This is a genomic window from Colwellia sp. BRX8-7 (genome assembly GCF_014077275.1).
Taxonomy (GTDB): domain Bacteria; phylum Pseudomonadota; class Gammaproteobacteria; order Enterobacterales; family Alteromonadaceae; genus Colwellia_A.
Genome location: NZ_JACGVP010000014.1, coordinates 32404 through 59287 on the forward strand (window position 1 = coordinate 32404; position 26884 = coordinate 59287).

Below are 26884 nucleotides of genomic sequence, written 5' to 3' on the forward strand. Positions count from 1 at the left end.
TATTTCATCACTCCCTTTTAAGCCGGTTAAAATAATTGCTAAGTAGTTTTATCACAGTGACCTAGGGGTTCTTCCCGATTATAACGCTCAAAAAAATTATGCACAGTAGCTAAGTTAATGAAATTAAAATCATTCAAAATTATAATCATTCAAAAGGTATAAGAAAATGAAAAAGACACTTTTGGCACTATCGGTTAGTGTACTTGCTGCGACCACATTTAATGTTAATGCTGATGCGCTTATTGGCTCGAAATTACAAACGTTGTTACCCACTTTAGTTCAAAGTACTAAAGTAATTGTTTCAACTCACCATTACAATGAACTCGATAATGTTATGACAGCTTTAAACGTTCCTTATTTAGCGTTAAAAGTATTACCTATGGCGGGAACTTCTTTAACTCGAAGCCAAATCAATACTTTAGCTAAAGATTCACGGGTTAAGAGTATTTATTTTGATGCGCCTTTAGAATATTACAACTATAACTCTGGCGAAATTACCAGTGGTCATCTAGTACATGACGATTATGGTGTTTATGGTGAAGGTTCAACGATTGCAGTACTAGATTCAGGTGTTGATGCAACACACCCTGATTTATTACTCGGTGAGAAAACTATCCAAAATGTTAAAATTGCTGGTGACCTTGATTTTGCTGGTGGTAAGAACTTATTTTTAGAAGGTGTGCCAAATACTGATACGAGTTCAGGACACGGTACACATGTTGGCGGCACTGTTGCTGGTAGCGGTGAAGCATCAAGAGATGATGAACGTAGAAGTTTTTACCAGGCAGGCATCGCCCCAAAAGCAACCTTGGTGGGTCTAGGAGCTGGTGAAGCGATTTCAATTCTTTATGCTATTGCTGGCTTTGATTATGCAATCGCTAATAGTGAACGTTATAGCATAGATGTAATAACTAACAGTTGGGGTGGAGGTGACGGCGCAAGCTTTGATCCGAATAATCCAACCAATCAAGCTTCTTATCAAGCTTACAAAAAAGGCATCGTAGTGACTTTTGCCGCTTCTAATAGTGGTCCAGATGACAACACCCTTAATCAATATGCCATTGCACCATGGGTTATTAACGTCGCAGCTGGCACAACAGACCGTCAATTAGCTGATTTTTCAAGTCGAGGCGTTGAAGGTGACTGGATTAAAACACCTGATATTACTGCCCCAGGTAGCGCGATTGTATCAACACGAGCACTTAACACGCCATTGGGCGCTGCAGGTCCTATTATCGACCCTGCACATCCAGAATATCACCTGTACTACGCAAGTATGAGTGGTACGTCAATGGCGACCCCCTTTGTTGCTGGTGTGGTCGGTTTATTGTTGGAAGTGAATCCCCTGTTATCACCCGATCAAGTTGAACAAATTTTAAAAGACAGCGCAGATGAAATGCCGGGTTATAAAGTTCATCAAGTGGGTGCAGGTCATATTAACGTAAAAGCGGCTGTAGATTTGGCCATAGTTACTACCGGCGAAAGAGCAGAATTTCTTAACGGACAAACTGGTTGGTCTAGCCAGGGAGTTTGGTCTGAAGTTTCTGAAACTGATAACAATATTAATTACAAAAAACGTTGGGCTGTAAAAAATAGTACCTTATCGTCAGATGGCACCTTTAAGCAAACACGACGTAGAAACGCGCAAATTAGCTTTGATTTCATTGGTGATAGCGTTCAATTAAAATATATAACTAATAATAGAAAAGGTCATGCCGAATTATTTCTTGATGGTAAAAGCCAAGGTTTATTAGATTATTATTCACCTCAACGTCAAGTTAAAACCGTTGCATTTAGAGATTTATCTACCGATAGTGTTCATAGCATAAGTCTTAAACGCATTAACGGTACAGTTTCATTTGACGGTATTTTACTCGACGGTCAATTAGTCGACTCAGCTGCAGTTATTATCAAAACTGACAGTAACTTCGCCGGTTCAGTTGGCCCGTCATATGAAAATATGGAAGTGTCAGACCATGATATACAGCTGACAGACAACGTTTCTATGCTTAATGCTGTGTTAACCTGGTCAGGTGTTGCAGATTTAGATTTTGACTTGCTTAACGAAGCGGGTGAAGTTGTCGCTAACAGCGCCTCTTTAGATAACCCAGAAGAAATTAACTTTCGCCCAACTAGCGGCGGACTTTATACGCTACGCGTTAATGGTTATATTTCAGTAGCTACTGACTATACGATTGAAGTAACAACATCAAAACTTGAAACTAATGATTAATAATTTAGTTTAAGTATTAAGCCACTAGATAAACCTAGCGGCTTTTTTTATGGCTAATTTTTATTTATTTTCTCTATTTTGTTCAACCTAGTCATTAATCATCAATGCTATTTTCTCGTTTAGCGTTTCTTGCGCAAATAAGACAGTAGAGTCACTACCTTTAACGCTCACTAAAGCCAAAAAAGCGATACGTTGTAATGTACTAGATGAGTATCAAAAAGGTTTATTAACACGAACGTAAAGATGAATGTTAACAATTAATAGCGTAATACCGTCGATATCCAATAAAACGAGCGTTAAGACCTTTAGTTTGATTATAACTTCAGCTGACAAAAGTTTACGGGTTTTTATCACTAACACCAATTAAATAACGGATAAAAAAAGCGCTAATCATGACGATTAGCGCTTTTATAATCAAAGATTAAAACCTAAATTAAGATTTTTTCTTTAAAGACCTCGTCATTAATCCCATCAGCCCTAACGCAAATATTGCTAATGTAGACGGCTCAGGAACATCGGTTACTGATGAAGATACTTGACCCAATGCATCAGCGTTAACAGGCGTTGCAACAGCGAACATATCAAATGGGTCACTCAAGGTAAATTCATTTACCACTAGAGAAAAATCGGTCGTCCCTGCTTCTATTGCCTGCAATGTGAACTTTCCTAATAAAAAATCACCACTCGATGGAATAAAATCAACAAATCCAATAGCTACGCCATTTCCAACTTGATTCCACAACATAAAAGTAGTTGAAAGTTCGGTTGTAAACGTAAGGGGTAAAAAACTAAAGACACTTGTATCAAAATTAACATTTAAAGAAAATACATCAAATTCGTCAAAACCCGTGGCATTTAAGGTAATTTCCATCATTTCGCTAACCAAAACATCACTTTGGTCTGCTGAAAGAGTAATTAGTCCGGCGTTAGCGTTTCCACCAAACGTTGCACACAATATTAACGTTGCTACTATTAATAACTTCTTCATTTTACTACCTTTTAATTTAATTTAATTTTGTTTGTTTTATTGTTTGTCTGTTTTAAGCAATTTAGCCTAATTAGCCGCACAGCGAGTGCGAGTACATAAACTCATCATAACGCGAACATCCATCATAGATACGGCCCCATCATTATTGAGGTCAAACGCTAAATCGATCGTTTGTCCAAACTGTATTGCACGCATCAAACCGCGTAAATCATTGATATCAATATCGCCATCTCCATCAAAATCGCCTTGGATTGCTGCAGGTGTAAAATCGAATGCAACGATAACAGGATCATGGTCAGACATTCTGTAAGCATTATTGTCATATAAGCTAACTAACTGATCAGCCGTTTTATCCGGATGGCTAAAACCAGAGCCACAAAGTTCAGTGTTGTAATCAAGAACACAAGGTTCATCTGCATTAATATGCCATTCTGTTGTATCAACCACTTTGGTTAATAAACTACTGCTCGCTAGGGCATGATCTAGGTAACCCACTTCACCACCAAAGAGGTAAGAATAGGCTTGTTCGCCTGCAAATTGATGAATGAGGTTAGTGAAACCGTTACTTGTAAATGCTCTGATTGGATCTTCCATTGCATAAGCGTTCAAATCACCCATCACTAGCACATCTTCTTGCAGACTCAATGTCGCATCAGTCGCTAACCAATTCATCAGTTCGTTGGCCTGCGCTACCCTTTTTGCATTGAAACAGGCTTGTCCATCGTTCTGATCTTGGTCTGCACCTGAAGCTCTGCTACAACCCCCTTTAGATTTAAAGTGGTTAACAACAACGGTTATAGCTGAACCGTTATTGTTTAGCGTAAATATTTGAGCTAACGGAGGTCGATTAAATATGCCGTTGTTATTTAACATGGCATTACCCGACGCTGAAACACTGCTAGGTTTATAAAGAAGCGCAACTGCAATCGCATCGGTGCCAATGGTTCCTCCCGTGTTAACAAATGCATAGGTATCTGCACCCACAACGGCATTAATACGCGCAACTAATTGAGCTAATGTACTGTTGGCGTCTACTCCATCATTTTCGATTTCCATTAAACCAATAACGTCGGCATCAATAGCGACAATTGCAGCCACGGTTTTAGCAAATTGACGCTCTAACTCTTCAGCGGTATCTGCGCCCCTTGCTGTTGGGAAACCTCCACCTTGACCATCACCATTAAATAGATTTAAAACGTTCAAGCTAGCTATTTTAAGGTTAGATGGCGACAGTTCCGGTTGGGCGAGTCTGATGTTGTCATTTACAAACGTAGGAGCTACTACTGGAATTATTCTGTAATTACTGAAACTATAATCAATTATTCCAGTTAACTCAGTAACTAAGTCGCCAATGCGTAAGCTGTTGTCAGCCGATAAGCCTCCAGTAGGGAAGATTATTTGCTCAGGATATGAGCCATTAACACCATCGTCTAAAATAATTCGGTTCAAGGAGTTTTCATTCGCCAGTGCTACAGCTTCAGCCGAACCAGGCAAATGTATGTTAGTTGGCACAAACAATCTACTGCTAGATAGCGTAACTTCGCCAAATTTGGCTAGGTTATAATTATCGCTAACGGTAAGTGAATCGGCGTTACTAACCAACATTCCTTCTAATGCTTCAGGTTGTTCAACAGAGGTAAAGGGCAAGGATAAGGTCGTAGTAGATACACTACCCGTTCCACAAATAATAAGATCTTGTGCTGGCGATAATTGCGTTCGCCCGAAGAATTCTGAAACATTACCAGCAACACGGACTAGATCACCATTTGATGGTGTAATTGTATTGGCCGTATTAAAGACAAACAGTGCTTCTGAAGTTAACGGATCCGCATCAACATCTGTATCGCTTTCTTGTATAAAGAACCCGTCAAGTGCTGGTAACACTGATGTTACGATAGCTTCAACGACAAGGTTTCGGCCTACTAAAGGTGAAACATCAGCATTGCCTTGGATATCATGGATAAACGTCGATGGATCTGAACACTGACCTATTAGCATTGGTGTACCATCACTATCACTATCGCCGCCGCCGCCAGTATCACCACCAGAACCAAAGGTTTGATTTGTATTTACATTATTGAATGTATTAGCATTGACATCTTCCCAAGTAAAATCAGCTGAACTGTAACCCGTTCCGCCAAGCTGTAAAGAAAGACCAGCAAGAGTATTACTTGTTTCTGAAACGCCTATGTCCGTGCTAATCATTCCGCTTGCGGGACCATTAGTAGCGGTAAGTGAGCCTTCATAACTTAAAAATTCAATGACAGTTCCGTCGTTATCAATCAGAGCAATGCCGTCAGGAGAACCATTCTGGATGCCGCTGATGTCAAATGACAGGGTTCCAAATCCAGCTTGTTGATTAGTCAACACACCAGACAAATCAACTGTTTTGTATGTAGTTCCGTTTGAACCGTTGTAAAGCACTAAACTCAAACCTGATAAGTCGGTTCCTGCTGGACCGGCAACTTCAATCGCTTCTCCAGTATCACCGCCGACGTTGTCATAGTGAATTTCATTAATAAAGACACTACCCGCCAAAAACGTTTGATTGGTATTTACATTGTTAAATGTATTTTCAGCTGCGCCTTGCCAAGTAAAGTCTGCGGAAGTAAAACCTATACCCGCTAACTGAAGAGAAAAACCAACCACTGTGCTACTTACTTCTGAAACACCAATATCTGTGCTAGTAATGCCAGTTGCAGGACCATTGGTAGCAGTTAACGAACCTTCATAACTTATGAATTCTAGAACACTGCCATTACTATCAATAAGCGCTATACCATCTGGTGCGCCATTTTGCATACCTGCAATGTCAAATGACAAGGTGCCAAAGCCATTCTGTTGGTTTGCCAATATGCCAGCCAATACTTCTGTTTTGTATGTGGTTCCGTTTGAACCATTGTACAGAACCAAACTCATACCGGTTAAATCAGTTCCAGCAGGACCCGCTATTTCAATCGATTCACCAATATCACCGCCAGCGTTGTCATAGTGAATTTCATTAATAAATATATTTGATGTACTGCCGCCATTATTTCCACCGCCAGTATCGCTACCGCCAATATCGCTACCGCCAGTATCGCCACCGCCAATATCACCGCCGCCAGTATCACCGCCGCCGTCAGAGTTACAGGCTTCGCTACCATATAGAGTTGTTACCCATTCAGGGTGATCAATAAAAGGATTACGATTTCCTTGATATTCGTAAATGGTATTGTTTCGTTTTTGCTCAAAGGCATCAATTGGATCTGCATTATGCCACTCAATTAAACGACATAACCTGCCAAGTTCAGGCCCACTGGTATTTGTACTTTCCACAACGCGCAAATCTGGCATGTTAGCGTCGGCTACTTCATATCGCGCATCCATATAAAAGACCATTCGTGCGACATCACCTTTTACTATATCTCTAGGTTCGAATGAATTGCTGTCAACCTTATTACCAGGCGCCTCTCCAATTTCAGACCCACCACTATCAAAATCTAAATTGCCTCTTGTGCTGTTAACTGAAATATCAGTAGGTCTTAGGTGATGGATATCTGTATAGCCAGACTGACTTTCACTACTAAAACCACCATGACTTTTCGCCCATACATGTTCCCTGTTCCAGTTTTCTGGATCACTAGAAGCTGGGCCACTGCCGTTTGAAAGTTTAGCTTTGGAAATACCACGATAGAATAAGATTACGTTATCTGAATTTGACGGGTCTTCATCAGTTTCAGTCAATGCGGTCCAAACCTCTGCATAACTTAGGTCTTTGTGATTTTGACTTATTGCGGTGGTTATTTCCCCTTTAATTGCGGTAGTACCATGTCCGCCATTAATCGCCAAAATTACATCTTCATAATAAGTGGCATCGTCAAAATTGGTCGAGTTAGCAACTTTTTCTAGATCTGGGCAGTTAACACAGACGCTGCCACTGGCACCATCGTCCACATTGCCGCCACCACTATTATCACCGTTGTTACTATCACCACTGTCATCAAATGTTTGGCCTGTATTTACTGCGCCGAATGTATTTGCATTAGCTCCTTGCCAAGTTGAACCATCAAACTGTAGTGAATAACCCGTAGGTGTACTACTGGTTTCAGCAACACCAATATCAATACTTGTTAAGCCATTTGCTGCACCATTTGTGGCTGTTAACGTTCCTTCATAACTTAAGAATTCAACGACAACACCAAGATTATCTACCAATGCAAATGCATCAGGTGCGCCGTTTTGTATACCCGACTTTGTAAAAAATTGCGTACCAAAGCCTCCTTGTTGATCAGGAATAATGCCAGACAGGCTTACAGAGCTATAGCTAGTTCCATTACTACCATTATATAAAATAATTGACCAACCGGTTAAATCTGTTCCTGCAACACCAGCGATTTCAACTGCTTCACCTACGTCTGATCCTGCATTGTCGTAGTGTATTTCGTTAATAAAAACATCTGCTGCAAACGCTGTTTGTGTCATAGAAAAACATAATGCAGACATAAGCATCACTTTTTTTAAGCAACGTTTGGGGTTGTGATTGTTAGGGGGAACAGCCATGATTTTGGGTCGTAAGGCTAATCGATTTTTTTTCATTTTATTTATCCATATTACGTTTATTATTTTTATTAAAGTGCTATGTATTTGCACTTAGCCATTTGATTCAATATTTTTGTAAACCACTCATTCACATCGTAATTAATTTTTTTTTGGGCGTATTGTCTATAATTTAGAATGATAAAGGTTTTATAATTACTGCCCGTAATTAACATCTTTTCTTTGAATAAAGATTTTAAGAAATAATCGCTTAGCGATTTTAGTAAAAATGGGTAGTGCAAATAATAAATTGAAACGATTATTTTCAATGATAGAGAGCAATATAGGGTGGATAAAATGAATGAATAAAACTTTCCAGTCTTAGAGAAAAGAGAAAATATAAAAAAAGATAAATCTGTGTATCTAAACTCCATTTTACATTCTTATATTGTTGTTTTATGTATGGCTATTATTTCCCTAAAATATGACATTTTAATGAATAACCTAATAAAATATTTATATTAAAAATCACATTAAAGTAAAATATGCCATAAACTGACTAAGTGGTCAAATAACAAACAATGAAATAGAAGCCTGTTTAACTTAACAATTCTGCTTAAAAGTAGTAGCCACTTGACCATCAGGATGGATAATTAAATAATGGATGCACTATTTATTTCAAATAGTATATTTGTATCTTCTCTTCTCGTTGATTGCTAATTAATAAGATATTTTTTTGGTGGGTGGCAAAACACTTTCAGCAAAAAAAAGGCAAAAAAAAGCCCACTTATATCACTAAGTGGGCTATTACTTTTTTAGTAAATGATTAAAGTGTCGCTGTTGTACCCATCATTGGCGCAGCAGTTACTGACTTCGCATCTTCAGGTTCGACGACCATAATCGTGCCATTAGCTGGGTTTACTACAAACTCAACTAGCTCCACAGAACCTACAGCAGACTCAGCAGTACTTGCTTCGGTACTCGCATCTGATTCATTTAGTACCATTTGGTCTAACACAATAGTAAATTGAGTTGGACCATTGGCATAACCTTTAACACGTAGAGTGTAGCTTTCACCACCAACAACCGTACTACCTACCTGCTCTGAAGGACCTAAGTTACCAGATGTAACCATGACATTGCCGTCACTGTCGAGCATTGAGAAATCCAAATCTGGAATGGCTCCCCCCACTTCAGTATCTGCTGTTAAGGTTGCAACAATACTTTGTGCACTTGTCTCTGCAGTAAATACCACATCAACATAATCAACACCGTCAGCAACTTCTACGTCTGTAGTGCCAATAGCAACTAAGCCTTTATGCTCAGAGATATTATGATAAACCACAGTACGATCTGCACCCGCAGATGAATCCATCGGTTTTTGGCTACCATTAGCCGCAACTGAAGGTTTCTCTATCTGAGCAAACACTTTAGCTTTAAAGGTAAACATCTCAGCCATCGGGTTGTTAAAGATAAAGTTAATCGCTGAAGAGTCCATTTGTGATGATAAAGATTCGTCATAAATAAACGTCGCAGTATCGCCATTTTGACCTGTGCCACTTTTAGCGTTAGCTACAGTTACATCAGGGCTACTAATTGAGACAATATTAAACTTTAACGGCCCAAACAAATCATGCGAAGCATTATTTGTTAAGATATTATCAAAAGAAAATAAACCTTCACTAAAAGAAACATTATCGATCCGCGTGGTAACTTTCTTAGTGACATTTCTTTGTTTCAAGTTAGTTTTCGCCGTACCTGACAAATCAGAAAAACCAACTTGACCCGAAGCGTTAACTTTAATAGCACGAACAACATATTGATAATCATAAGCATCAATACCTTGACCTGCGCCACGACCAAAACCTTGTCCTTTATCGCTGTAACTGGCACCCGTTACAAATTCAACATGGGTATAGCCAATATTTTCTATATCGCCGTCGACATATTCACGACCCGGTACACCAGCGAATAAACGAGCTGGGCTGCCACCTTTACGCTTTAATATTTGATAGCCAATGGCATTATCTACTTCATTCCAAGTGACATCTATTGTGTCTGGGTTGGTAATACTCGCTACAATATTTTGTGGCGCAGCTGGCGCTACTTGACCCGCAGTAAATTCACTTACCGCTGTTGAAATCATCTGCACACCACCTAATGGAGCTGAAGCGTTTAATCCTAATTCACGAGCGGCAAATACACGTTCAATAATAGCATGATGTTGACCTAGAGATTCACGATCAACATTAACAGAGTCAGTTGGATATAGCATAGCGTCAGCTGTTAATGCCGCATCTCGCGCTTTAACAAAGGTATCTGGCGCAGTAACACCTAAAATATACATAGAGCCAAGGAAAATACGTTCCCACGTTTCTTTACCTAAACTGGTTAACTGTGTTGCATCACCCGTTGTTGGATCTGGGCGAGCAAAGTCGTTAGCTGGATACATCTCTAACATAATTTCTCGTAAGTCCCACATCGCGCCGGCATATATTTCGCCATCTCTGTGTACTTCAAAGTCGTCTTCGCGTGTACCTAATTGTGAATAACGTAATTGGCTTTGGCCACTACGAATATATTCAAAAGAATCAGGATCTGTACCATTTTCGCGTAATAAGTCTCTTAACCCACAACCTGCAACCGGGTAACTACCTAAATCAGGTGTTTCACCTATAGTATAAGCCCATAAATCGGCTTGCCCTTCGTTCAAGGCGCCACCTTCAGGGCTACCTTCAAAGCCAGCAATAGGTGTGATAGTCGCATGCGTACCTTCGTGCATTGGTACACTAAAATCTATTGCTAAGTTGTTAAAGTAATAACCATGACCATAAAATGTTGGGTTAACAACCACTTCCTGACCACCAATTTCTTGTGTAAGTGGTATAGCAAAAGCATTATCTAAGTTTACTATTTTATTTAAAAGCTCAGGATCACTAAAGTCTATATCTTGAGCTTCTAGTGCCATAAACACGTTAGGTATATGAACGACACCTACTAAAGGCGTTGACTCATTAGGGTATTGATCAGGAAAACTACCACTGCCAAACCCTCTAGCATGAACATCGTCACCATCTTTGTGCAAATAGTCTAAATATTCCATTAAGTTAGTGATATATATAAATTGACTGATACCATCGAATTGCTGTGCAGGCTCAGCAGTATGATCTTTTTCATTAACGCGGCCATAAAGAGGTGCAGCGTCTTGGTCAAAATAATAAGTGCCTAAAGCCGCTTGCGCGAATGGCAATTTGCTCGATGAAGCATTAAGAATAAGTGCATTAGTCCCCGTTAATACACTACCAACACCTGTTACTCGGTTAGTTTCATCAAATTTTCTTAATTTAATGCGCAATAACCCTTCAGGTGTGCCCGTTAAACCGCCATCTGCATCAACAATTTCACAAGAGTCTTGTAATTCTTTGGTGATTGGTGGGAAAGTCGGAAAATAATCAGCAAATTGATCGGTTGGTTGTGGCTCTTCGGCCGTGCGCACTTGATCTTCACGGTAAACTATATCACCCGTTTGTGCATCAACCATGTATTTAAATACGCCAAAAGGATTCGTTGAGTAGTAATAAAACTGCCAAACTAAACTATGGCTATCAGCCGTTTGCACTATGCGTAGCTCTGGTATTGGTGTTTTAAACACACCTAGTTCTGCTGCTATTAATTCATAGGCCGGGGTTAGTATTGACATAGCCTCTGCGGGGATATTCTTTTGAAATTGTACAAGATTACGCGTTGCCATTAACACCGCATCATCAGCAGACAATCCTGGTTGACCCGCTACTGTAAGATCTTTTTGATAAGGACCCATAATGGCGCGAACGTTGTTGTTACCATCAATAACAACACCTAAACCATTGCCATCAACAAGAATACCATCGACAACTTGATCGAAACGAACAACTTGTCCACCTAATGCCGCTTTAGAGCGATTACGATTATATTTCAGTTGGTCATTGCTTAAACCTTCAAAAATTTGCTGATTGTCGGTAATGAAATTACGCGCCATATTCTCAACAGAGTTACCCGCCGTTTTAACGGTCATGCCGGTAATAGCATCAACAGTCCCTGTTGCTTGATTGATATTTACCTGTGCGTTTGGATTAGCTGCTTGAAAGTGACTGATGGCTTGAGCCTGCTCAGCGCTTAAACTCATTAAAGTATTTAGGCCCGTATCTTGAATTTGATTAACGTTTGGTACACCAGCAACGTCAAAATTTAAGATTTTATTAGCAGCATTACTTCCAGTAATGATATCGCTTGTTGATGCATGAACTTGACTAGATATAACGCTTAGCGGAACAGTCAGTGCAAAAGCAATGGCACTTGATATTAATGTATTCTTCATTGTAATCACCTTTTATTATTTGTGACCTTGAGCATGATAATTAAACATATAAGTCAACATCATTCGCTTTCATGGACACTTTATGGGTAAGAAAATTATTTACTTAGTTAGGGTGCCCATTTCTCAGACAAAAAATAATCAGGTATTTCCCTCTTTTACACTAGGTATTAACCCCCAGTGTTATTACTGCTTATCTATGTAGAGGAAAAAAGTAAAACAAAAAGCCAGCCTAAAATATTGATATACAGACTTAAAAAAAACAAAACCTTTAAATTTGTATTTTTATTTAAATAAACTTGGAATAAATATCCCACATCATCCGTTATCTAAGTGTCATTAACATAAACAAACCTTAGAGGAAGCAAACATGACTTCATTAAATAAAATTGCAAAAGTATTGGTAGTAAGCGGATTAAGTTGTTGGGTAAGTGTTGCACAAGCAAACACTATTCAAATTAATCAAGACGCCCAAGTTAATCAGAATACTCAATTATCTCAAGGAGTTGATAGCACTGATAATTCAGCACAAATGTCGGTACATTCAGACAGTTCCGCAACGAGTAATACACAAGTTACGGCTAATAACGCAGACAACAATCCGCAAGCCTCTTCTCCAAGTGAACCAGCGCAAAGCGAACCAACAGAGCAGCAAATCAGTAATAGCGTTAATGCAACAAGCGTTAAAGCTTTTGATAGCAATAATCAGATGGTTGCGATCCTAACAAATAATACGGGAAGCACTGTCAATATAACCGCTGGTGTTGCGGCCACGTTGAGCCAATCACTTACCCAAGTAAGCACAACAGAGCTACCAGAAGATGATATTCCCCAAGAGAGTGAAGCGACACCTGGTGAAGACTTAGCTGAACCTGAAGAGGTTGCTAGGGCGTCCAACCTTGATAGCCAAACGTCTTTTGCTAATACGTCGCAGCTGTCGCAGAATTTATCGCAAGGCATGTTTGAAAATATGTCAGTAGGCTTACAAAATGCCAGTGCGTTAGATACCGCCACCTCTTTAACTGGTTCCTCGCAACTGTCGCAGAGTTTGTCAGGAGATTTGCAAAACATTGCCGCTGCAGATGCAGCAGCACAAACCACACAGGTCTTGGAGCAAAGTATTAATGCCAATATTGTTAATTCAATTACCAGCGATACGCAAAGTGTTATTACTCAAAACGTGAATAGCCAAATTAGTCGTGTAGTTACTGAGCAGGTTAACGCTGAAATTGCTGCAGCAACTGCCGCTGAAGTGGTAAGCACTTTGGCAAGCGACTTAGCTATTGGCTTGTAATCTTACTGACTAACTTGTTAAATGCGCCAGTTACCCTGGCGCATCCTATTTAAGGAAATTAAGATGAAATATATGTTGAGCAGTTTAGGATGCATCCTTAGTATGCAAGTGATGGCAGCAACGCCAGAGACATTTACTTTTAGTGGTGAGGCTTCGCTGGCTTTAATAAACAACTCAGCGCTTAGTGTCGATGAGCTTGATGAAGTTTCCTCACAGGGTGACAGTGGCATTCAAAAAACGGCTGCGGTTACTGGCTTGTGGACGTTCAATAATAAAGCAAAGTTAACATCATCGTATCGATATAATGACCAAGATTATCATCAGTTAGATTCTTTTGATCTTGCCTTACATCAAGTCAGTATTGATGGGACCTATAAATGGCAGGAAAAAGATTTAGGGCTACGTTATGATGGTGCTAAAGCTAAGTTAGCTGGCGAGACATATTTAACCTTTCAACAAGCCAGTATTTACTTGGGAACTTTTCTTCAACCCCAAACATTTTTACGCACTAGCCTTAAAATAAAGCGTAAAGACTTTGCCGTAATAACTCGCCGAAATGCCAACACTTTTGGTGTAAGTACTGAATTATTTCACTTTATCAACGACGGTCGCACTATGCTGATGCTAGGGCTTAGCGCAGATAAAGAAACGGCAACAGACTCACAGTTTAATTATGGTGGCTATGGGGTTAACACTAAGTTATCTCAAAAATTTGAATTATTTGGCTTAGCTCACAAAGCAACTATCGGTTGGCGTTTTCAATCGAAAGATTTTCAAGCAGTCAGCAATAATGATATCCCTAGTCAGCGTGAATCAAAAGCAGATGAACATAGGCATATATTTCACGGACAGTGGCAGTTAAACGTTAACGAACATTTAGTGGTTATTGGCAACGTTGAATATGGCGACTACCGTTCAGAGCTTGATAGCCAAACATACACTCAAACCCTTTCGAATTTAGCGATTAAAGCGCAATTTTAACGGCTTACTATCGCGCCGACACCATAAATAGGGTCCTTACCGCGAGGACCCAAATCTATTGTTGATTCATTGAGCTTTTCTAATAATTGATTTCTGTTGACGCCAATTTTTGCAATTAAACAGGCTAAAGCTGCGGTTACGTAAGGTGCGGCAATCGATGTGCCTGACTCCCGCCCCACCCGCTGACCACTTTGTGCCGTTAAGACATTAACCCCTAAGGCAGAGTAATCGACATAATCACCGCGATTTGACCAACGGTAAGGTTGTTGAAATTGGTCAATAGCACTCACCGCAATAACATCTTTATAAGCCGCTGGAAACATCGGAGGAGCCGCCGGACCTTCATTACCGGCTGCAGCAATAATTAAAGCGCCCTTTGCCATGGCCGAAGTAAGCACAGCCTGCAAAATTTTATTATCTGGGCCCGCTAAACTCATATTGATCACTTTTACGTCTTGTTCTATTAGCCAATTTATTCCCGCTATCATCGCTGACAAAGTTGCACCCTGAACATAATCTGACTGCTGGTAAAATACTTCTGCCGAGTAAATTTGACCCTGTGGTAAAAGCGGTACCAACTGCTCGGTCTTACCAACCAATAAACTTGCGATCACGGTACCGTGTTGAACTGAGGCAGCTAATTCAGCAGGCAAAAAAGACTTTGCGGTAATACTTGCCTGCTTAAAAGCATCATGGTTTGTGTCTATTGCACTATCAACTAGACCAACTTTTACCTTTAGCTGACAAGCATTAAATGGGCTTTTAGTTTTTAGCTTTTCACCGACTACTTTTTTATCCGTAAGCTGACGGGCTTGACTTTGTGTTTGATAAATATGATTTCTAGCTAAACTCAGTGACGCTTTGGCAGAAAGTATATTTATTAACGCTTTCTTTGAGTCGAGAGCTTGTGGCACATTAAAACGTAACAATGTCATGCCCAAACCAGAATAACGAGATTCATTGATTATCACCGCACCCTGGCCAATTAAGCGTGCCTTATTAAGGTCGTCGGCTAAGAGTATCCATTGTCCCTTCACGGCTCGCCATCCCTGTTCTACCTCAACATCAAACCAAAGGTGTTTTCCTGTTACTGTTTCTATTGATAATGAATCAGGTAAAGCCGTAAGTGGCTCAGTCGTCAATTTATCAACATTGGGTAAGCGACTTAACGCAAATGGCGCTAGTTTACGCGGTACTTTTATTTTCTGGCTAATATCGCCTAAATTGCGATCTATTAGGGTTATATTTCCTAAAACATCACCGCTAGTGAGTTGTTTTGCCGGTAGCGATGTACTAAGAATTGAAATAAATATGGCGGTAAGTGGTAAGGTTTTCATGTTAGTCTTCAGCCTAAAAAATAAGTGTGTCGTTAATAAAACGTTTCAACTAAAAATAAATTTCCTTTTATGGAATAAATATTTTTTAGATACGTCTACTTAGTAGAGAGGAGTAAAAAATGAATAAACCTATAGAAAATATACTACCAATGCTAAGACGCTTTGCCTACTCTTTAACGGGTAATCCTGCTGATGCAGATGATTTAGTACAAACCACGCTAGAGAAAATACTCAATAAAGGTGTGCCTAGTGGAGTAGACGAAACTAGGTGGGCATTTAAGGTTTGTCGCAATGTTTGGATTGACGAATATCGGTCACGAAAAGTTAGGCAGAATGCGGTACTCAAACCAGAGCTTCAAGAGCCACAAACTGCTAATGAACACCAACAATTTGACAACAAAGAAACGCTGGCACACGTTAATAAAGCGATGAGTACCTTGCCTGACGATCAACGGGCAATTTTATCTTTAGTGGCCGTTCAAGGCATGTCATATAAAGAAGTGGCTTCTTCTATGGAGATCCCTGTTGGTACGGTGATGAGTCGGCTATCTCGAGCACGTGTTGCACTAATGGATATGATGAAACCCTATCAAATAGGAGCAGGCTTATGAAAATAGACAATGAAATATTGAGTGCATTTTTAGACGCCGAACTGAGCGAAGAAGCAATGGAAGAGGTCCGTTGTGCGCTAGAGACTGACGACGATTTAGTGATGCGTTTGGCTGACTTATCACAAGTTGATCACTGGGTTGACGAAAATGCTGCCATTATTGATAGGACTACAATGCCTGATGGTATCTTACTCTTAGCACAAACCTTAGATAAAAAAATAGCAGAAAATAAAGAAGACCAGACGCCTGAAAATGTTGTTAGCTTGTCACGCTGGAAAAGTGTTAACCAACGCATTAAAAAACATTACGCCTTAGCGGCAGGTATTTCGATGATATTTGGCGTAGGAACAATAACCCTAATGCAGTCAGAGCAAACAACTGCGATTACTGCAGAGATATCACAGGTGTTAGATAAGGCAAAAAGTGGTGAAATGTCGTCAACAGACCAAGGTGATAAGGTCATGGCTAATTTAAGTTTCACTAATCATGCGGGTAATTTTTGTCGACAGTTTCAGCACATTAATTTACAAGCGGCCAGTATCAACATTGCCTGTAAAGAAAATCAGCAGTGGCAGCTTAAAATCACCAAAAACGTAGCGTTTTCCCAAGATATTGAAAATTACCGTGTTGCCAGTAACAAGGCACAACTAGACAGCGCTATAGATGAGATGATCAAAGGACAAGCAATGGATAGCGCTCAAGAACAACGAGCAATAAACAATAACTGGCAAACAAATAAACAATAACCGAGGTACATTATGAAATCATTTATTCCCTTTTTATTCGTAACTTTATTAATATCAGCTTGTGCTTCTCAACCTGACTACCGCCCTGCAACTAAAGGGTCATCAGGTTATAGTGAGCAAAAAATTACCAGTGATAGGTATCGTGTACAATTTAAAATCATCTCTAACAGTGTCGCTGATGCAGCTGATTATGCGCTATTAAGATCCGCGGAGCTCACTCAAAAGCAAGGTTTTGATTGGTTTGTCGTGACCAATAAAGAAACTTTTGTTGAGTCTCAAAAAGTAGAGGTTGCCTCTGCATTTGGTTTATCGCATCAACAGCGCATTGAACGCCGTTGTGGCCTATTCAACTGTGAAACTTACCAACGCCCACATAGTGAAATAGGAATTGCCTTTAATAGCGGCAATAACCGTAAAGAAGTGCATAGTATTTTAGAGATTCGAATGGGCAAAGGCATTATGCCTAATGAATCGACTTATAGCGCCGTTGATGTGATTGAAAACTTGTCACAAAAACTGGATAAGCATTAGAAAAAACATGTGATAATAGCTAATGTAAACGCTAGCAATAATCACATAACTTGAGGTAGCTGTTAATCTACTTATTAAACCCGGTAACATGCATGTTACCGGGTTTTTCTATAACTAAAGGGTAAATATTCAAGGCCCCATCACTGTAAATAGCATAAGACACCTCTTTGAATGAATTAATACCCTTGCAAATCATCCGCTTACCTAACAATGAAAAACATAGCACTCATATTAATTTTAAATTAATGTGACCTGCAAAAGAATCGAATGCTAGAATACACAATAATTCAAATTAATCGGATCAGTTATGAAATATGTTGTATTGGTTATAATTATTGCCTTGGTAATTTTCTTTATTTCAAAAAGTTCAAATGATAAAAAAGCCGCGGTTGAAAATATAGCTATAGCTAACCAGTTCTTAGCTACAAATAAAACCCTTGAAAATGTTGTTGAAACAGCTTCAGGTTTGCAATATCTAGTATTGGAAAAAGGTGATGGATTAAAGCACCCAAGTGCCAGTTCAAAAGTGAAAGTGCATTATCATGGCTCTTTACTCGATGGCAGTGTATTTGACAGCTCAGTTGATCGCGGTGAACCCATTAGTTTTGGCTTAAACCAAGTGATACCTGGCTGGACTGAAGGTCTTCAATTAATGGTTGTTGGTGATAAATTTAAGTTTTTTATTCCATCTAGCTTAGGCTATGGCAATAAATCTGCAGGAAAAATAACCCCCGGTTCGTTACTTGTTTTTGAAGTGACACTACTCGACATTCAGTAAATAAAATATCTAAAACAGCAATAATAGAAATATCATTGCTGTTTTATTTAGTCAGATGATTAGGTCTTGCCAGCATATAATAGCCACTATATTTTGTATTGATAACAGCGAACATACGGCTGTTAACTACTCACCTTTGCACTGTAAACTGAATAGAACAATGCTAATAGCAAGCAAATAACAGCAGGAATTAATAAAGCATTAAACTTAAACATACTGAAAAAATAAGCACCAAATCCCCCACCTACAATAAATCCCGTTATTATCAGTAGAAACAATACCGCCTTTCTTTTATCAAAGAGTTCGCCTCGAAGTCTTGAACCTAACATAAGACCAAGATCGGTAAATAACCCAGTTACATGTGTTGTTCGAACAACAGCGCCACTATAGGTTGTCACTAGTGCATTTTGAAGCCCACATGCAGCTGAAGCTAAATAATGGCCAAATAGTGATCCCTTGGATAAGAAATACATTGATGCGAAAATAATGATTGCCTCCAAGATAAGCAGTCTACTGTAATTACGACCCAACTTTAACGAACCACTATTTAGGAAATAGCCTGATATGGCAGAGCCTACTAAGAAGCTAAGCAGAATTAAAACCAAATGAAGCGTATCAGAAAAACTTGAGTTTAAAACACCTACGCCAAGCAGTGTTGCTGTTCCAGATAAGTGTGAAATAGATTGGTGATTAAATCCTAAAAGTCCAACAGCGTTAATAAAGCCCGCAACCAGTGCTAAAACAAACGAGCCATACTCTACCCACCGAGGTAATTTTGATATCACGATAATCCTTTAATCACAAATGCCACGTTAAGCGCCGATTTGAGTGACTTATAGTTTTTGTGTAAGTGCGGCACTTATAGCGATAGTAAATAACAATATTAAAGCAGCAAGTCCTTTAATTACACCTTTTATACGTTTATATGAGAATTCATTATTCCTTTTATCGTAATGATCGATAATTTCAATCAAAAGATATAAAGCACCTAACAAAAGAGCAGCAAAAGAAAAATATACTGCATTACCTTGAAAGGTAACTTCACCTCTTCCCAGGAGGAGATAAAGAGTACCGCTATAGACACCATAACTGCCATAGCAAAGTAAAAAAATAATAAGTATTTTTTTAGCTACCCGCTGTGGTAAAGGGATATCATTTGGAACATAGTTTTCACTATTTTCTGACTGCTTTTCCCCACGACGCATACATTAGATCCTTGATAAGTTCGCTTATAAACTAAATATATATTTTATCGCAAAATAAATAATACTCATGTGCGTTAACATTAAAATCTAGTTCATCTTTAAATAACAGGGATTTTCAAATCAAAACTACCCATACAAAATCCCACGATATTTATCGTTTAGTATCGCAGGCAATCGTGTCTTAATTATAATCTTTCTGGAAAATTACAAAAAATACCATCGATATTTAATTCTTTTACTTTGGCAATGTCATCATAGTCATTAACCGTATAAACATAAACTTGTAACCCTTTTTGATGTGCGTCATCAACAAAGTCCTGATTGATAAAATCTAGACTTAAGTTGATGGATTGAGCATTAAGTTCAACGGCACAATCAGCATAAGAAAGAGGAACGCCTTCAAGCAAAACACCGATGGGTATTTGAGGATACAAATGTTTAAATTTATTTAATTCATGATGATCAAATGAAGAAACCATAAAATCAAGCTCAGACCAGCCCTTTTCTTTTATGTATTTATCTATTACATGATACGTTGCAATTGCGGTACTTCTTCCTTTTAATTCTATGTTTACTATCACGCTTTTATCAACAAGATCCAAGACTTCTTCAAGTGTTGGTATAAGTTCACCTTTTCCCGCGTCTAGTTGTCTTAGCTCAACAAAGGTTTTATCTTCAGTATAGCCTATACCATTAGTTGTTCTGTCTACTTTATCGTCATGTATAACAACAAGTTCACCTGTTTTACATACATATACATCTAATTCGATCGCATCAACATTTAACGCTAATGCTTTTTTAAAAGACCTTAGCGTGTTTTCAGGTTCATGACCCATTGCGCCACGATGTCCTATTTTTAGTATCTTTTTATCCAAAATTTATTTCTCTTTATTTTCTATAGTAAAATAATTAACACGACAATATCAATACGCATAGCGCTCATTAGCAGCCAACTGCTATAAAAACAGTTCTAGCACTTTAGAAAGCCGACCTAGCTTTTTAGTGCTTTTTTTAATGGTGTTAAATGAGACTCATAATTGCGCCATTGTTCAAGACCACTTTGATAAATAGGTTGTCGAACTTGCTCAGAGCTAGGCGTGCGAACAGCGCGTTTATTTGTATGAAAATCAATACAAGCTTGCTCAAAAGGAAGTCCACAATAGTCTAATATCCGCCTAACTTGGCTTTCCAGATCAGCAACCACATCTTCATACTGCACACGTAAAATCTTACCGGGTAATTCTTTGTCCCAATGGTCCATCAACTCAACATAACTACGATAATAATGTCCAATGTCTTCAAGATCATACGAAAACTGCTGCCCCTCACCAAACAATTGTTTGAAACCACTAAAACAACAGGACAAAGCATCGCGTCTCGCATCGATAATTTTCGCGTTAGGCAAGATCAGATTGATAAGCGCAATATGCCGGAAATTGTTTGGCATTTTATCGATAAAGAACATTGCTCCTTGGCGATGATGCCGAGTCTCTTCAATATACAGCTCGCCCATTTTAGTGAGGTCAGCAGCAGTAATATTGCTTAGAATACTCGGGTATTTGGGGGTGTCACGCGTGGCTTGTCGACCATTTAAGCGATGTGCTAGACCGATAATGTTGGCCAATTCCATTGTCCCATCGACCTGTGAGTGTGAAGAGAGTATTTGTTCTAAAAGTGTCGAGCCCGCTCTGGGTAGTCCAACAATAAATATAGGATCAGCAGCAGAGCAACCGGTTTGTTTATGGCGATTGAAAAACGCAGCGTCAAAATTATTTTTCTGAAATTCAAACGATAACTCGAGAGATTTGCTGTCAAATTTGTCTTGCTCGCTCTTGAGTTTGTTGCCGCGATGGTAAAAAGAGAAGGCTTCGTCAAAGAGCTCACTGTCTTCTAAATCTTTGCCAAGAGCAAAGCAAAAATGAATTTTATCATTTATCGATGTAGTGGCGCTTGCTTCTTGAACCCTCATTTGCTGACGTTCATCAGAGGTAAATCGGTAAGTTTTTAAATTGGCCAAACTCCAGAAAGCATCACCAAAGTCAGGTTTGAGATCGTAGCTTTTACGGTAAGCTTGGATCGCGTCTTCAACACGCCCCATCGTTTTTAATGCATGGCCAAGAGTTAAATAGATAGAATAATTAGCTGCGTTGCTATCCAATACACTTTCAAAGGTGCTTATAGCTGCTTCAAAATCTCCAGTGGCTTGTTGCGCATTGCCAAGACCAATTTTAAACGTTGCATTTTCCGGGTCTGAATCCAATAGAATTTTTGCTTGCTCAAGTGCCTTATTAAATTTTTGTCGTTTATGCAGAACATGAACATAGTCAAGGCGTGCTCTTTTGTAATTTGGTTCAAATTCAAGGCAGCTGGCTAATAAGAACTCCGCGTCATCAAGAATTTGAAACTTTGTTCCTAACTCAGCCAATAAGCGCATAGCTTCTGGTTGATGGGGATTGTCTTTGAGAAAATGACGACAGAGCCATTCAGCGCGATGTAATTGCTTTTGATATATTAAGCTAGAAACAGAAACTAATGCTGGCGGTAAACTGGAGAGCCAATCAGCACGTTTTTTTGCTTCCTGACGCATCGGATAACCAGGTTGGTCTGCTAAAGCGCGCCAACTTCCAAACAAAGCTGGATTTAAGGCGACTGCTTTTTCAAAGGATGCTATCGCTTGGCTAGTGTTCGCCATTGCTTTGTGAGTATAACCTTGCTCTTGATGCGCCCGGCCATGATCCGGTTGCTTTATAAGAATTTGATCAAGACTTGCCATAGCCAGATTATATTTTTGTTGTTTACGCTGACAGACTGCAAGACAATAAACACCTTCAATATGTCCTGGATTTTCCACAAGCATATCTTCTAGGTTCTTAGCTGCTTGGCTTAAGTGGCCTTTTTGAATCAAAAGTTGACACTGTTTAATAACTTGGTCTGGTTGAAGGTTTTTCAATTGATTTGGCAAAATAATGTCTCGGTAAATATCAAGAGATGGTTGATATTGTCTATAAATATACAAAAAAAATGGGTCGACGTTATTAAACGCCGACCCTATCTTATCTTAAAATACTTTAAAATAATGTAAAATGCTAATAATCATAGCTTATTCTAAAGCCAACTGTGCGAGGTCTCGTTGGTGAAACCCTAAAGACATTATCAGCTGAACCCGCTGCAACTTGTCCAAGAGAATCGGTAGCATTGTCAATGAAGAGTGTTGCTTTCCAGTCATCTTTTCCAATAGAGGCAGATAGGTTAACTTGATTATAAGACGGTAACTCGACACGATCAGCAGCAACTAAGCTATTAAAACGTGAGTCTGTCCATTTAAATACGCCTTGAAAAACAGCAGCAAAGTCGCCGATATTTTGATAGTAACGCGCGCCAACCACACCTTCATTTTCTGGTGCGTAAGGGAGATTAGACCCTACTGGTGTGATATTAACTAAGGTGTTTGGAATATCAGTCAACTCTGAATCAATGTAACTAAATGAGCCAAAAAGGTCGACATTATCGGTCGCAGCCCAGTTAAGTTCAAATTCAACACCATTGATATCAGCAGAGCCAACATTATCAAAGAATGAGCTATTAGCGATACTAAGATCAAGAACGCCTTGCTGCATGTCACTGAAATCAACATTGTATATCGCGCCATTAAAACGCAAAGTATTATTAAGCCAAGTTGTTTTCCAGCCTAATTCAACACTAACAACATCATCGGTATCAAAAGTAGCAGGAATGCCACCAGTGCCAACTGCACGATTGAATCCGCCGCCTCTAAAGCCTTCAGAATACGTAGCATAAAACATCGCGTCAGCATTCATTTCCCAGCGTATATTAGCTTTGTAAATGGTTCCCGATATCGTTGCAGGCGATAAACCAGCCAGTCTTGAATCGACATTGGTTCCGGCATCTGCCTCTGGTCCAGATGCTCTTTGACCGAAAGGAGATTGTCCCATCAAGCCCATTTCAATATTATAGTGACGTGCACCAACTGTTACGGTTACCTCTTCAGTAACGTCGTAAGCAAGCTCACCAAATACAGACATTTCTTCACGGTCTGATTGATAATCATTGAAATAAGTTACGCCCGGCGGTCGAGCACTGCCATCGGTGTTAGTGAAAGCACCCGGTATCGGAAAGTTTGGTGAAAATCCAGCGGCAATAGAACCCGCATAAGTAAAGTCAGTTAACGTATTAAGTTGCTGATCATCATAGAAAACACCACCAATCGCTCTAAAACGGTCTTCCGCATTGGTTGCAACACGAATTTCGTGCACAACGCGTTCTGTTTCAAACTGCTCTGAAGTAGTCATCACAGGACTAAAGCATTCATCATAACCTGGGTAACTACAAATGTAGTAAGGAACATATGGTCCTATTTCTATATAAGCAGTATAGTCAGTATTACCTTGGAACGTGCGGTTGGTGAACGAGCCGTTATAAATAACTTCAAGGCCGCCAAGCATTCCATTCAACGTCCACTGTGTTAGGTCAACTTTATCATCACCAGCCGTCGGCGAAAAAGTGGCTGTATTTAAGTCGTCTTCAGTACTAATAGACGGATCATATTCAAAAGAACCTTCAGTATCTAGCTGTTGGTTTGTGTGCTGTACTAACAAATCCCATTCGTCGTTGATTTGCCATAAGCCACTAATTCTAACGCCACGGTGTGTCGCTTCATTGTAATCATCTTTTGCAAGTGTAGAGTTACTGACTACTTGTCGAGATGAAGGAACGCTGCCACCCAGTGCTGGATTAGTTAATGGTAATTGCGTTGTAGACAGCGCATTATCAATAAATCCACCATCAGTAGAATTATAAGCTGCAATTCGTATAGCAAACTCATCTTCTATAATAGGAAGATTGACATAACCTTCAGTTTTATTACTGATGCCACCACTCTTGGTAGATGACATACCTACCTCGCCACCGGCTCTAAATTCGTTCAATTCCGGTTTGTTGGTAATAAGGCGAACGGTACCTGCCTGTGAACTAGCGCCAAACAATGTGCCTTGAGGACCTTTTAACACTTCGATACGTTGCAGATCAACCGCATATAAATCTATATTACGACCTGGAGTAGTGATTGGAGTTTCATCAAGGTAAAAAGCAACGCTTGGCTCGCCCCCTATACCTGCAAGTCTAACATCAGCACGACCGGCGGATACACCACGGATATAGGTTTCTTGCTTACCAGGACCTTGACCTTCAGAGCTAACACCCGGTAGTAATGCAATATAATCTTCAAAGCTGTCAATACCCAGTTGCTGAAGTTGTGCTCCACTAATGGCTTGAACAGCAAGCGGTACTGCTTGTTGGTTTTCTGAACGGCGAGTTGAAGTAACCGTTATAGTTTCGATCTGGCGCTCAGTCTCAACTTTTTTGTCTTCTGCTTTACTCTTTTCCTGAGCTTGAACGGCACTACTACTCAATGCAAGAGCGATTGCCATGGTCAATACGGTTTTAACTGGTCGGTTTTTATGATACATAAGTACCCTCGTTGATTATTTTCTGTGACTTAGCAGATACTAAGTAAATTAATAGATCAATATCGAAGCAAAACGCTTATCAAGTGACAGCCTTTTGCTTCTTTGTGACAAACCGTCAAAAGTTTTCGCAAACAGCTGTGTCGTTAAAATAGCCTGTAATATAACTTAATGATTAATATCACAGAAATTTTTAAGTTGTAGCATACTACAATATCGGAAAGATTACTGAATATAGCTAAAATAAACAGCAAACTTCGGTGAAAAGATGGTATTTTGAAGAAGTAACGTTTAGAACGACTCACGGGGTTTATTTAAGCTTGTGGCGATAAACTCTTAAAGGGTTAAAGAGTTTATCGCATTAAATACCTTACTTGACGACACTTTCCCCTGACTTTGCCGCTTTATATTCCGCATGCATAAATGCCCAGACAGATATAATACCCACAGCTGAAATCAATATAAGCATATTCATAAAGCTAGACCAACCACCCGCACTATCAGCTAACCTGCCGCCAATAAAAGCAAATGTTGCACTGGCCGCAAAACCAAAAGCATCAATAAAACTCACTAATTTTGCACTGTGGGGTCCACCATATTCGATAGAGAATATTGACATAGGTAGGTAATAAGCGGGAGAAATTGAAAAGGCGAATAAGAAAATTGCGCTCAAAGCGACAATGTAATTCACTTCAACACTCAAATCAAACCAAGATAAATACTTCAGGGTCAGGATACTCAATAAACTCAGAGTCATCGCTATCGTTAATACGGTGCGAATACCTTTCTTTGAAAATCGGTCGTAAAATGCTATCGAAGCTAACAATCCAGCCAAAGAACCTACGGGGAAAATAGTAGAAGCCATTGCTGCTTGTGAAGGAGATAATTGATAGGTTTCCATAAGATAAACGGCAACAAAGTCTAAAAAGGCCATCATACAAGTAAGCATCATTAGCATTAGCACCACGAGCCAAACTCTCGGACTTTTAATAAATGCCAACATACCTGCACCCATACTCGTATCTTGAAGTGGGTGGTTATATTTGTTATCAACTGCCTGCTTTGCTGCTTTGGCTAGCGCTATACCTTCGGCACTGGTATCAGTATGATCACTTTCAATTTCTCTAAAAAAGTTGGGGTTTTCTGGTTTTTCTTGTAGAAAAAAATAACAACCAATAAAAACAACCAGTCCAAAAGCCGCAGCCATGAAAGCGACTGAACGCCAATCCATAAAGCTTAATAACCAACCAAAGAATAAAGTCGCTAACACAACACTAAATCTAGAGCTGGTAGAAATAATACTCCAAACTCGCCCGTAATGATGAGGGTGATACCATTCGCCAACCAGTTTGGTCATCGCTGGCCAACCTGAAGATTTTGTACAGTACAATAGGAATGAAAAAACAGTAAAAGCCATTACATTAGGAGAGAGTCCAAAAGCAATAACAAAGAGCGCCGTTAGAAAAATGCCAATCAAAAAAGTAAAGCGCCCACCTATAATATCAGCAAGGGGCCCCCAAATGAGCTTGCCAACCAATGCACCTAAAGTACCATAAGCAGCAAAATCACCCAGATTAGTTTTTGTTAAGGCTAAGGTTTCATCGGCAAGCAAGGCAGGACTAAGAATAGTGACCATTTGACGACAAATCATCATGGCGGCATAGCCAAGATACATGGCGATAATAATATTTAATTGCTTTGGGGGTCGGTTAGACATAATTTCTCTGTGAACAGTTGTAATATAGTTAATGGTACTCCTATAAGACAATGGCTCTGTTGGGTTAATGATTATGGATTCGATGATACTATGTTATTCAGTAATTTA

17 protein-coding genes are annotated in these 26884 nt (G+C 39.4%); 7 read left to right on the forward strand and 10 right to left on the reverse strand.

What is annotated here, in order from left to right:
* Positions 1 to 166: 166 nt before the first annotated feature.
* A complete protein-coding gene (locus tag H4J57_RS14155; protein ID WP_182243394.1) occupies positions 167 to 2233 on the forward strand; it encodes a S8 family serine peptidase in 2067 nt (688 codons plus the stop codon).
* 433 nt (positions 2234 to 2666) lie between these two features.
* Here the strand turns inward: H4J57_RS14155 and H4J57_RS14160 are convergent, their stop codons facing one another.
* The 3 genes from H4J57_RS14160 to H4J57_RS14170 form a co-directional block, all read right to left on the reverse strand.
* On the reverse strand, positions 2667 to 3221 hold the full coding sequence (locus H4J57_RS14160; protein ID WP_182171847.1) for a PEP-CTERM sorting domain-containing protein: 555 nt from the start codon (positions 3219 to 3221) through the stop codon (positions 2667 to 2669).
* A 66-nt stretch (positions 3222 to 3287) separates the two neighbouring features.
* Positions 3288 to 7799, reverse strand: coding sequence for an ExeM/NucH family extracellular endonuclease (locus H4J57_RS14165; RefSeq protein WP_182243395.1), 4512 nt, complete (start codon positions 7797 to 7799; stop codon positions 3288 to 3290).
* Between the two features lie 766 nt (positions 7800 to 8565).
* A complete protein-coding gene (locus tag H4J57_RS14170; protein WP_182243397.1) occupies positions 8566 to 12096 on the reverse strand; it encodes a M36 family metallopeptidase in 3531 nt (1176 codons plus the stop codon).
* A 367-nt stretch (positions 12097 to 12463) separates the two neighbouring features.
* Between H4J57_RS14170 and H4J57_RS14175 the strand changes: the two genes are divergently transcribed.
* Positions 12464 to 13387, forward strand: a complete 924-nt coding sequence (locus tag H4J57_RS14175) for a hypothetical protein (RefSeq protein ID WP_182243399.1) — start codon at positions 12464 to 12466, stop codon at positions 13385 to 13387.
* A 63-nt stretch (positions 13388 to 13450) separates the two neighbouring features.
* Positions 13451 to 14368 carry a surface lipoprotein assembly modifier gene (locus tag H4J57_RS14180; protein WP_182243401.1) on the forward strand — a complete coding sequence of 306 codons (918 nt, stop codon included), beginning with the start codon at positions 13451 to 13453 and terminating at the stop codon, positions 14366 to 14368.
* On the opposite strand, the gene H4J57_RS14185 is transcribed toward H4J57_RS14180, so the two are convergent.
* Entirely contained in the window at positions 14365 to 15705 is a 1341-nt protein-coding gene (locus H4J57_RS14185; protein ID WP_182243403.1) for a S8 family serine peptidase, read from the reverse strand. The genes H4J57_RS14180 and H4J57_RS14185 overlap by 4 nt on opposite strands.
* A gap of 119 nt (positions 15706 to 15824) precedes the next feature.
* On the opposite strand from H4J57_RS14185, the gene H4J57_RS14190 reads away from it, so the two are divergent.
* From H4J57_RS14190 to H4J57_RS14205, 4 genes are all read left to right on the forward strand, one after another.
* Positions 15825 to 16316, forward strand: coding sequence for an RNA polymerase sigma factor (locus H4J57_RS14190; protein WP_182217207.1), 492 nt, complete (start codon positions 15825 to 15827; stop codon positions 16314 to 16316).
* The gene (locus tag H4J57_RS14195) at positions 16313 to 17062 is read left to right on the forward strand and encodes a hypothetical protein (protein WP_182243405.1); all 750 of its coding nucleotides are present in this window, start codon (positions 16313 to 16315) and stop codon (positions 17060 to 17062) included. The genes H4J57_RS14190 and H4J57_RS14195 overlap by 4 nt, the downstream gene beginning before the upstream one ends.
* A 12-nt stretch (positions 17063 to 17074) precedes the next feature.
* A complete protein-coding gene (locus tag H4J57_RS14200; RefSeq protein ID WP_070373679.1) occupies positions 17075 to 17593 on the forward strand; it encodes a CC0125/CC1285 family lipoprotein in 519 nt (172 codons plus the stop codon).
* A 307-nt stretch (positions 17594 to 17900) separates the two neighbouring features.
* The gene (locus tag H4J57_RS14205; protein WP_182217204.1) at positions 17901 to 18371 is read left to right on the forward strand and encodes an FKBP-type peptidyl-prolyl cis-trans isomerase; all 471 of its coding nucleotides are present in this window, start codon (positions 17901 to 17903) and stop codon (positions 18369 to 18371) included.
* A gap of 122 nt (positions 18372 to 18493) precedes the next feature.
* On the opposite strand, the gene H4J57_RS14210 is transcribed toward H4J57_RS14205, so the two are convergent.
* The 6 genes from H4J57_RS14210 to H4J57_RS14235 form a co-directional block, all read right to left on the reverse strand.
* Positions 18494 to 19156 (reverse strand): YoaK family protein, encoded by a 663-nt coding sequence (locus H4J57_RS14210; protein WP_182243407.1) that lies wholly within the window; start codon positions 19154 to 19156, stop codon positions 18494 to 18496.
* Positions 19157 to 19204: 48 nt separating this feature from the next.
* Complete coding sequence (locus tag H4J57_RS14215) at positions 19205 to 19576, reverse strand: hypothetical protein (protein WP_182243409.1); 372 nt, start codon at positions 19574 to 19576, stop codon at positions 19205 to 19207.
* A 185-nt stretch (positions 19577 to 19761) separates the two neighbouring features.
* Positions 19762 to 20451, reverse strand: a complete 690-nt coding sequence (locus tag H4J57_RS14220; protein WP_220470314.1) for a glycerophosphodiester phosphodiesterase family protein — start codon at positions 20449 to 20451, stop codon at positions 19762 to 19764.
* Positions 20452 to 20567: 116 nt separating this feature from the next.
* A complete protein-coding gene (locus H4J57_RS14225) occupies positions 20568 to 22526 on the reverse strand; it encodes a tetratricopeptide repeat-containing sulfotransferase family protein (RefSeq protein WP_259366865.1) in 1959 nt (652 codons plus the stop codon).
* A gap of 136 nt (positions 22527 to 22662) precedes the next feature.
* On the reverse strand, positions 22663 to 25062 hold the full coding sequence (locus H4J57_RS14230) for a TonB-dependent receptor (RefSeq protein WP_070373683.1): 2400 nt from the start codon (positions 25060 to 25062) through the stop codon (positions 22663 to 22665).
* A gap of 367 nt (positions 25063 to 25429) precedes the next feature.
* A complete protein-coding gene (locus H4J57_RS14235; protein ID WP_182243411.1) occupies positions 25430 to 26776 on the reverse strand; it encodes an MFS transporter in 1347 nt (448 codons plus the stop codon).
* Between the last annotated feature and the right edge of the window lie 108 nt (positions 26777 to 26884).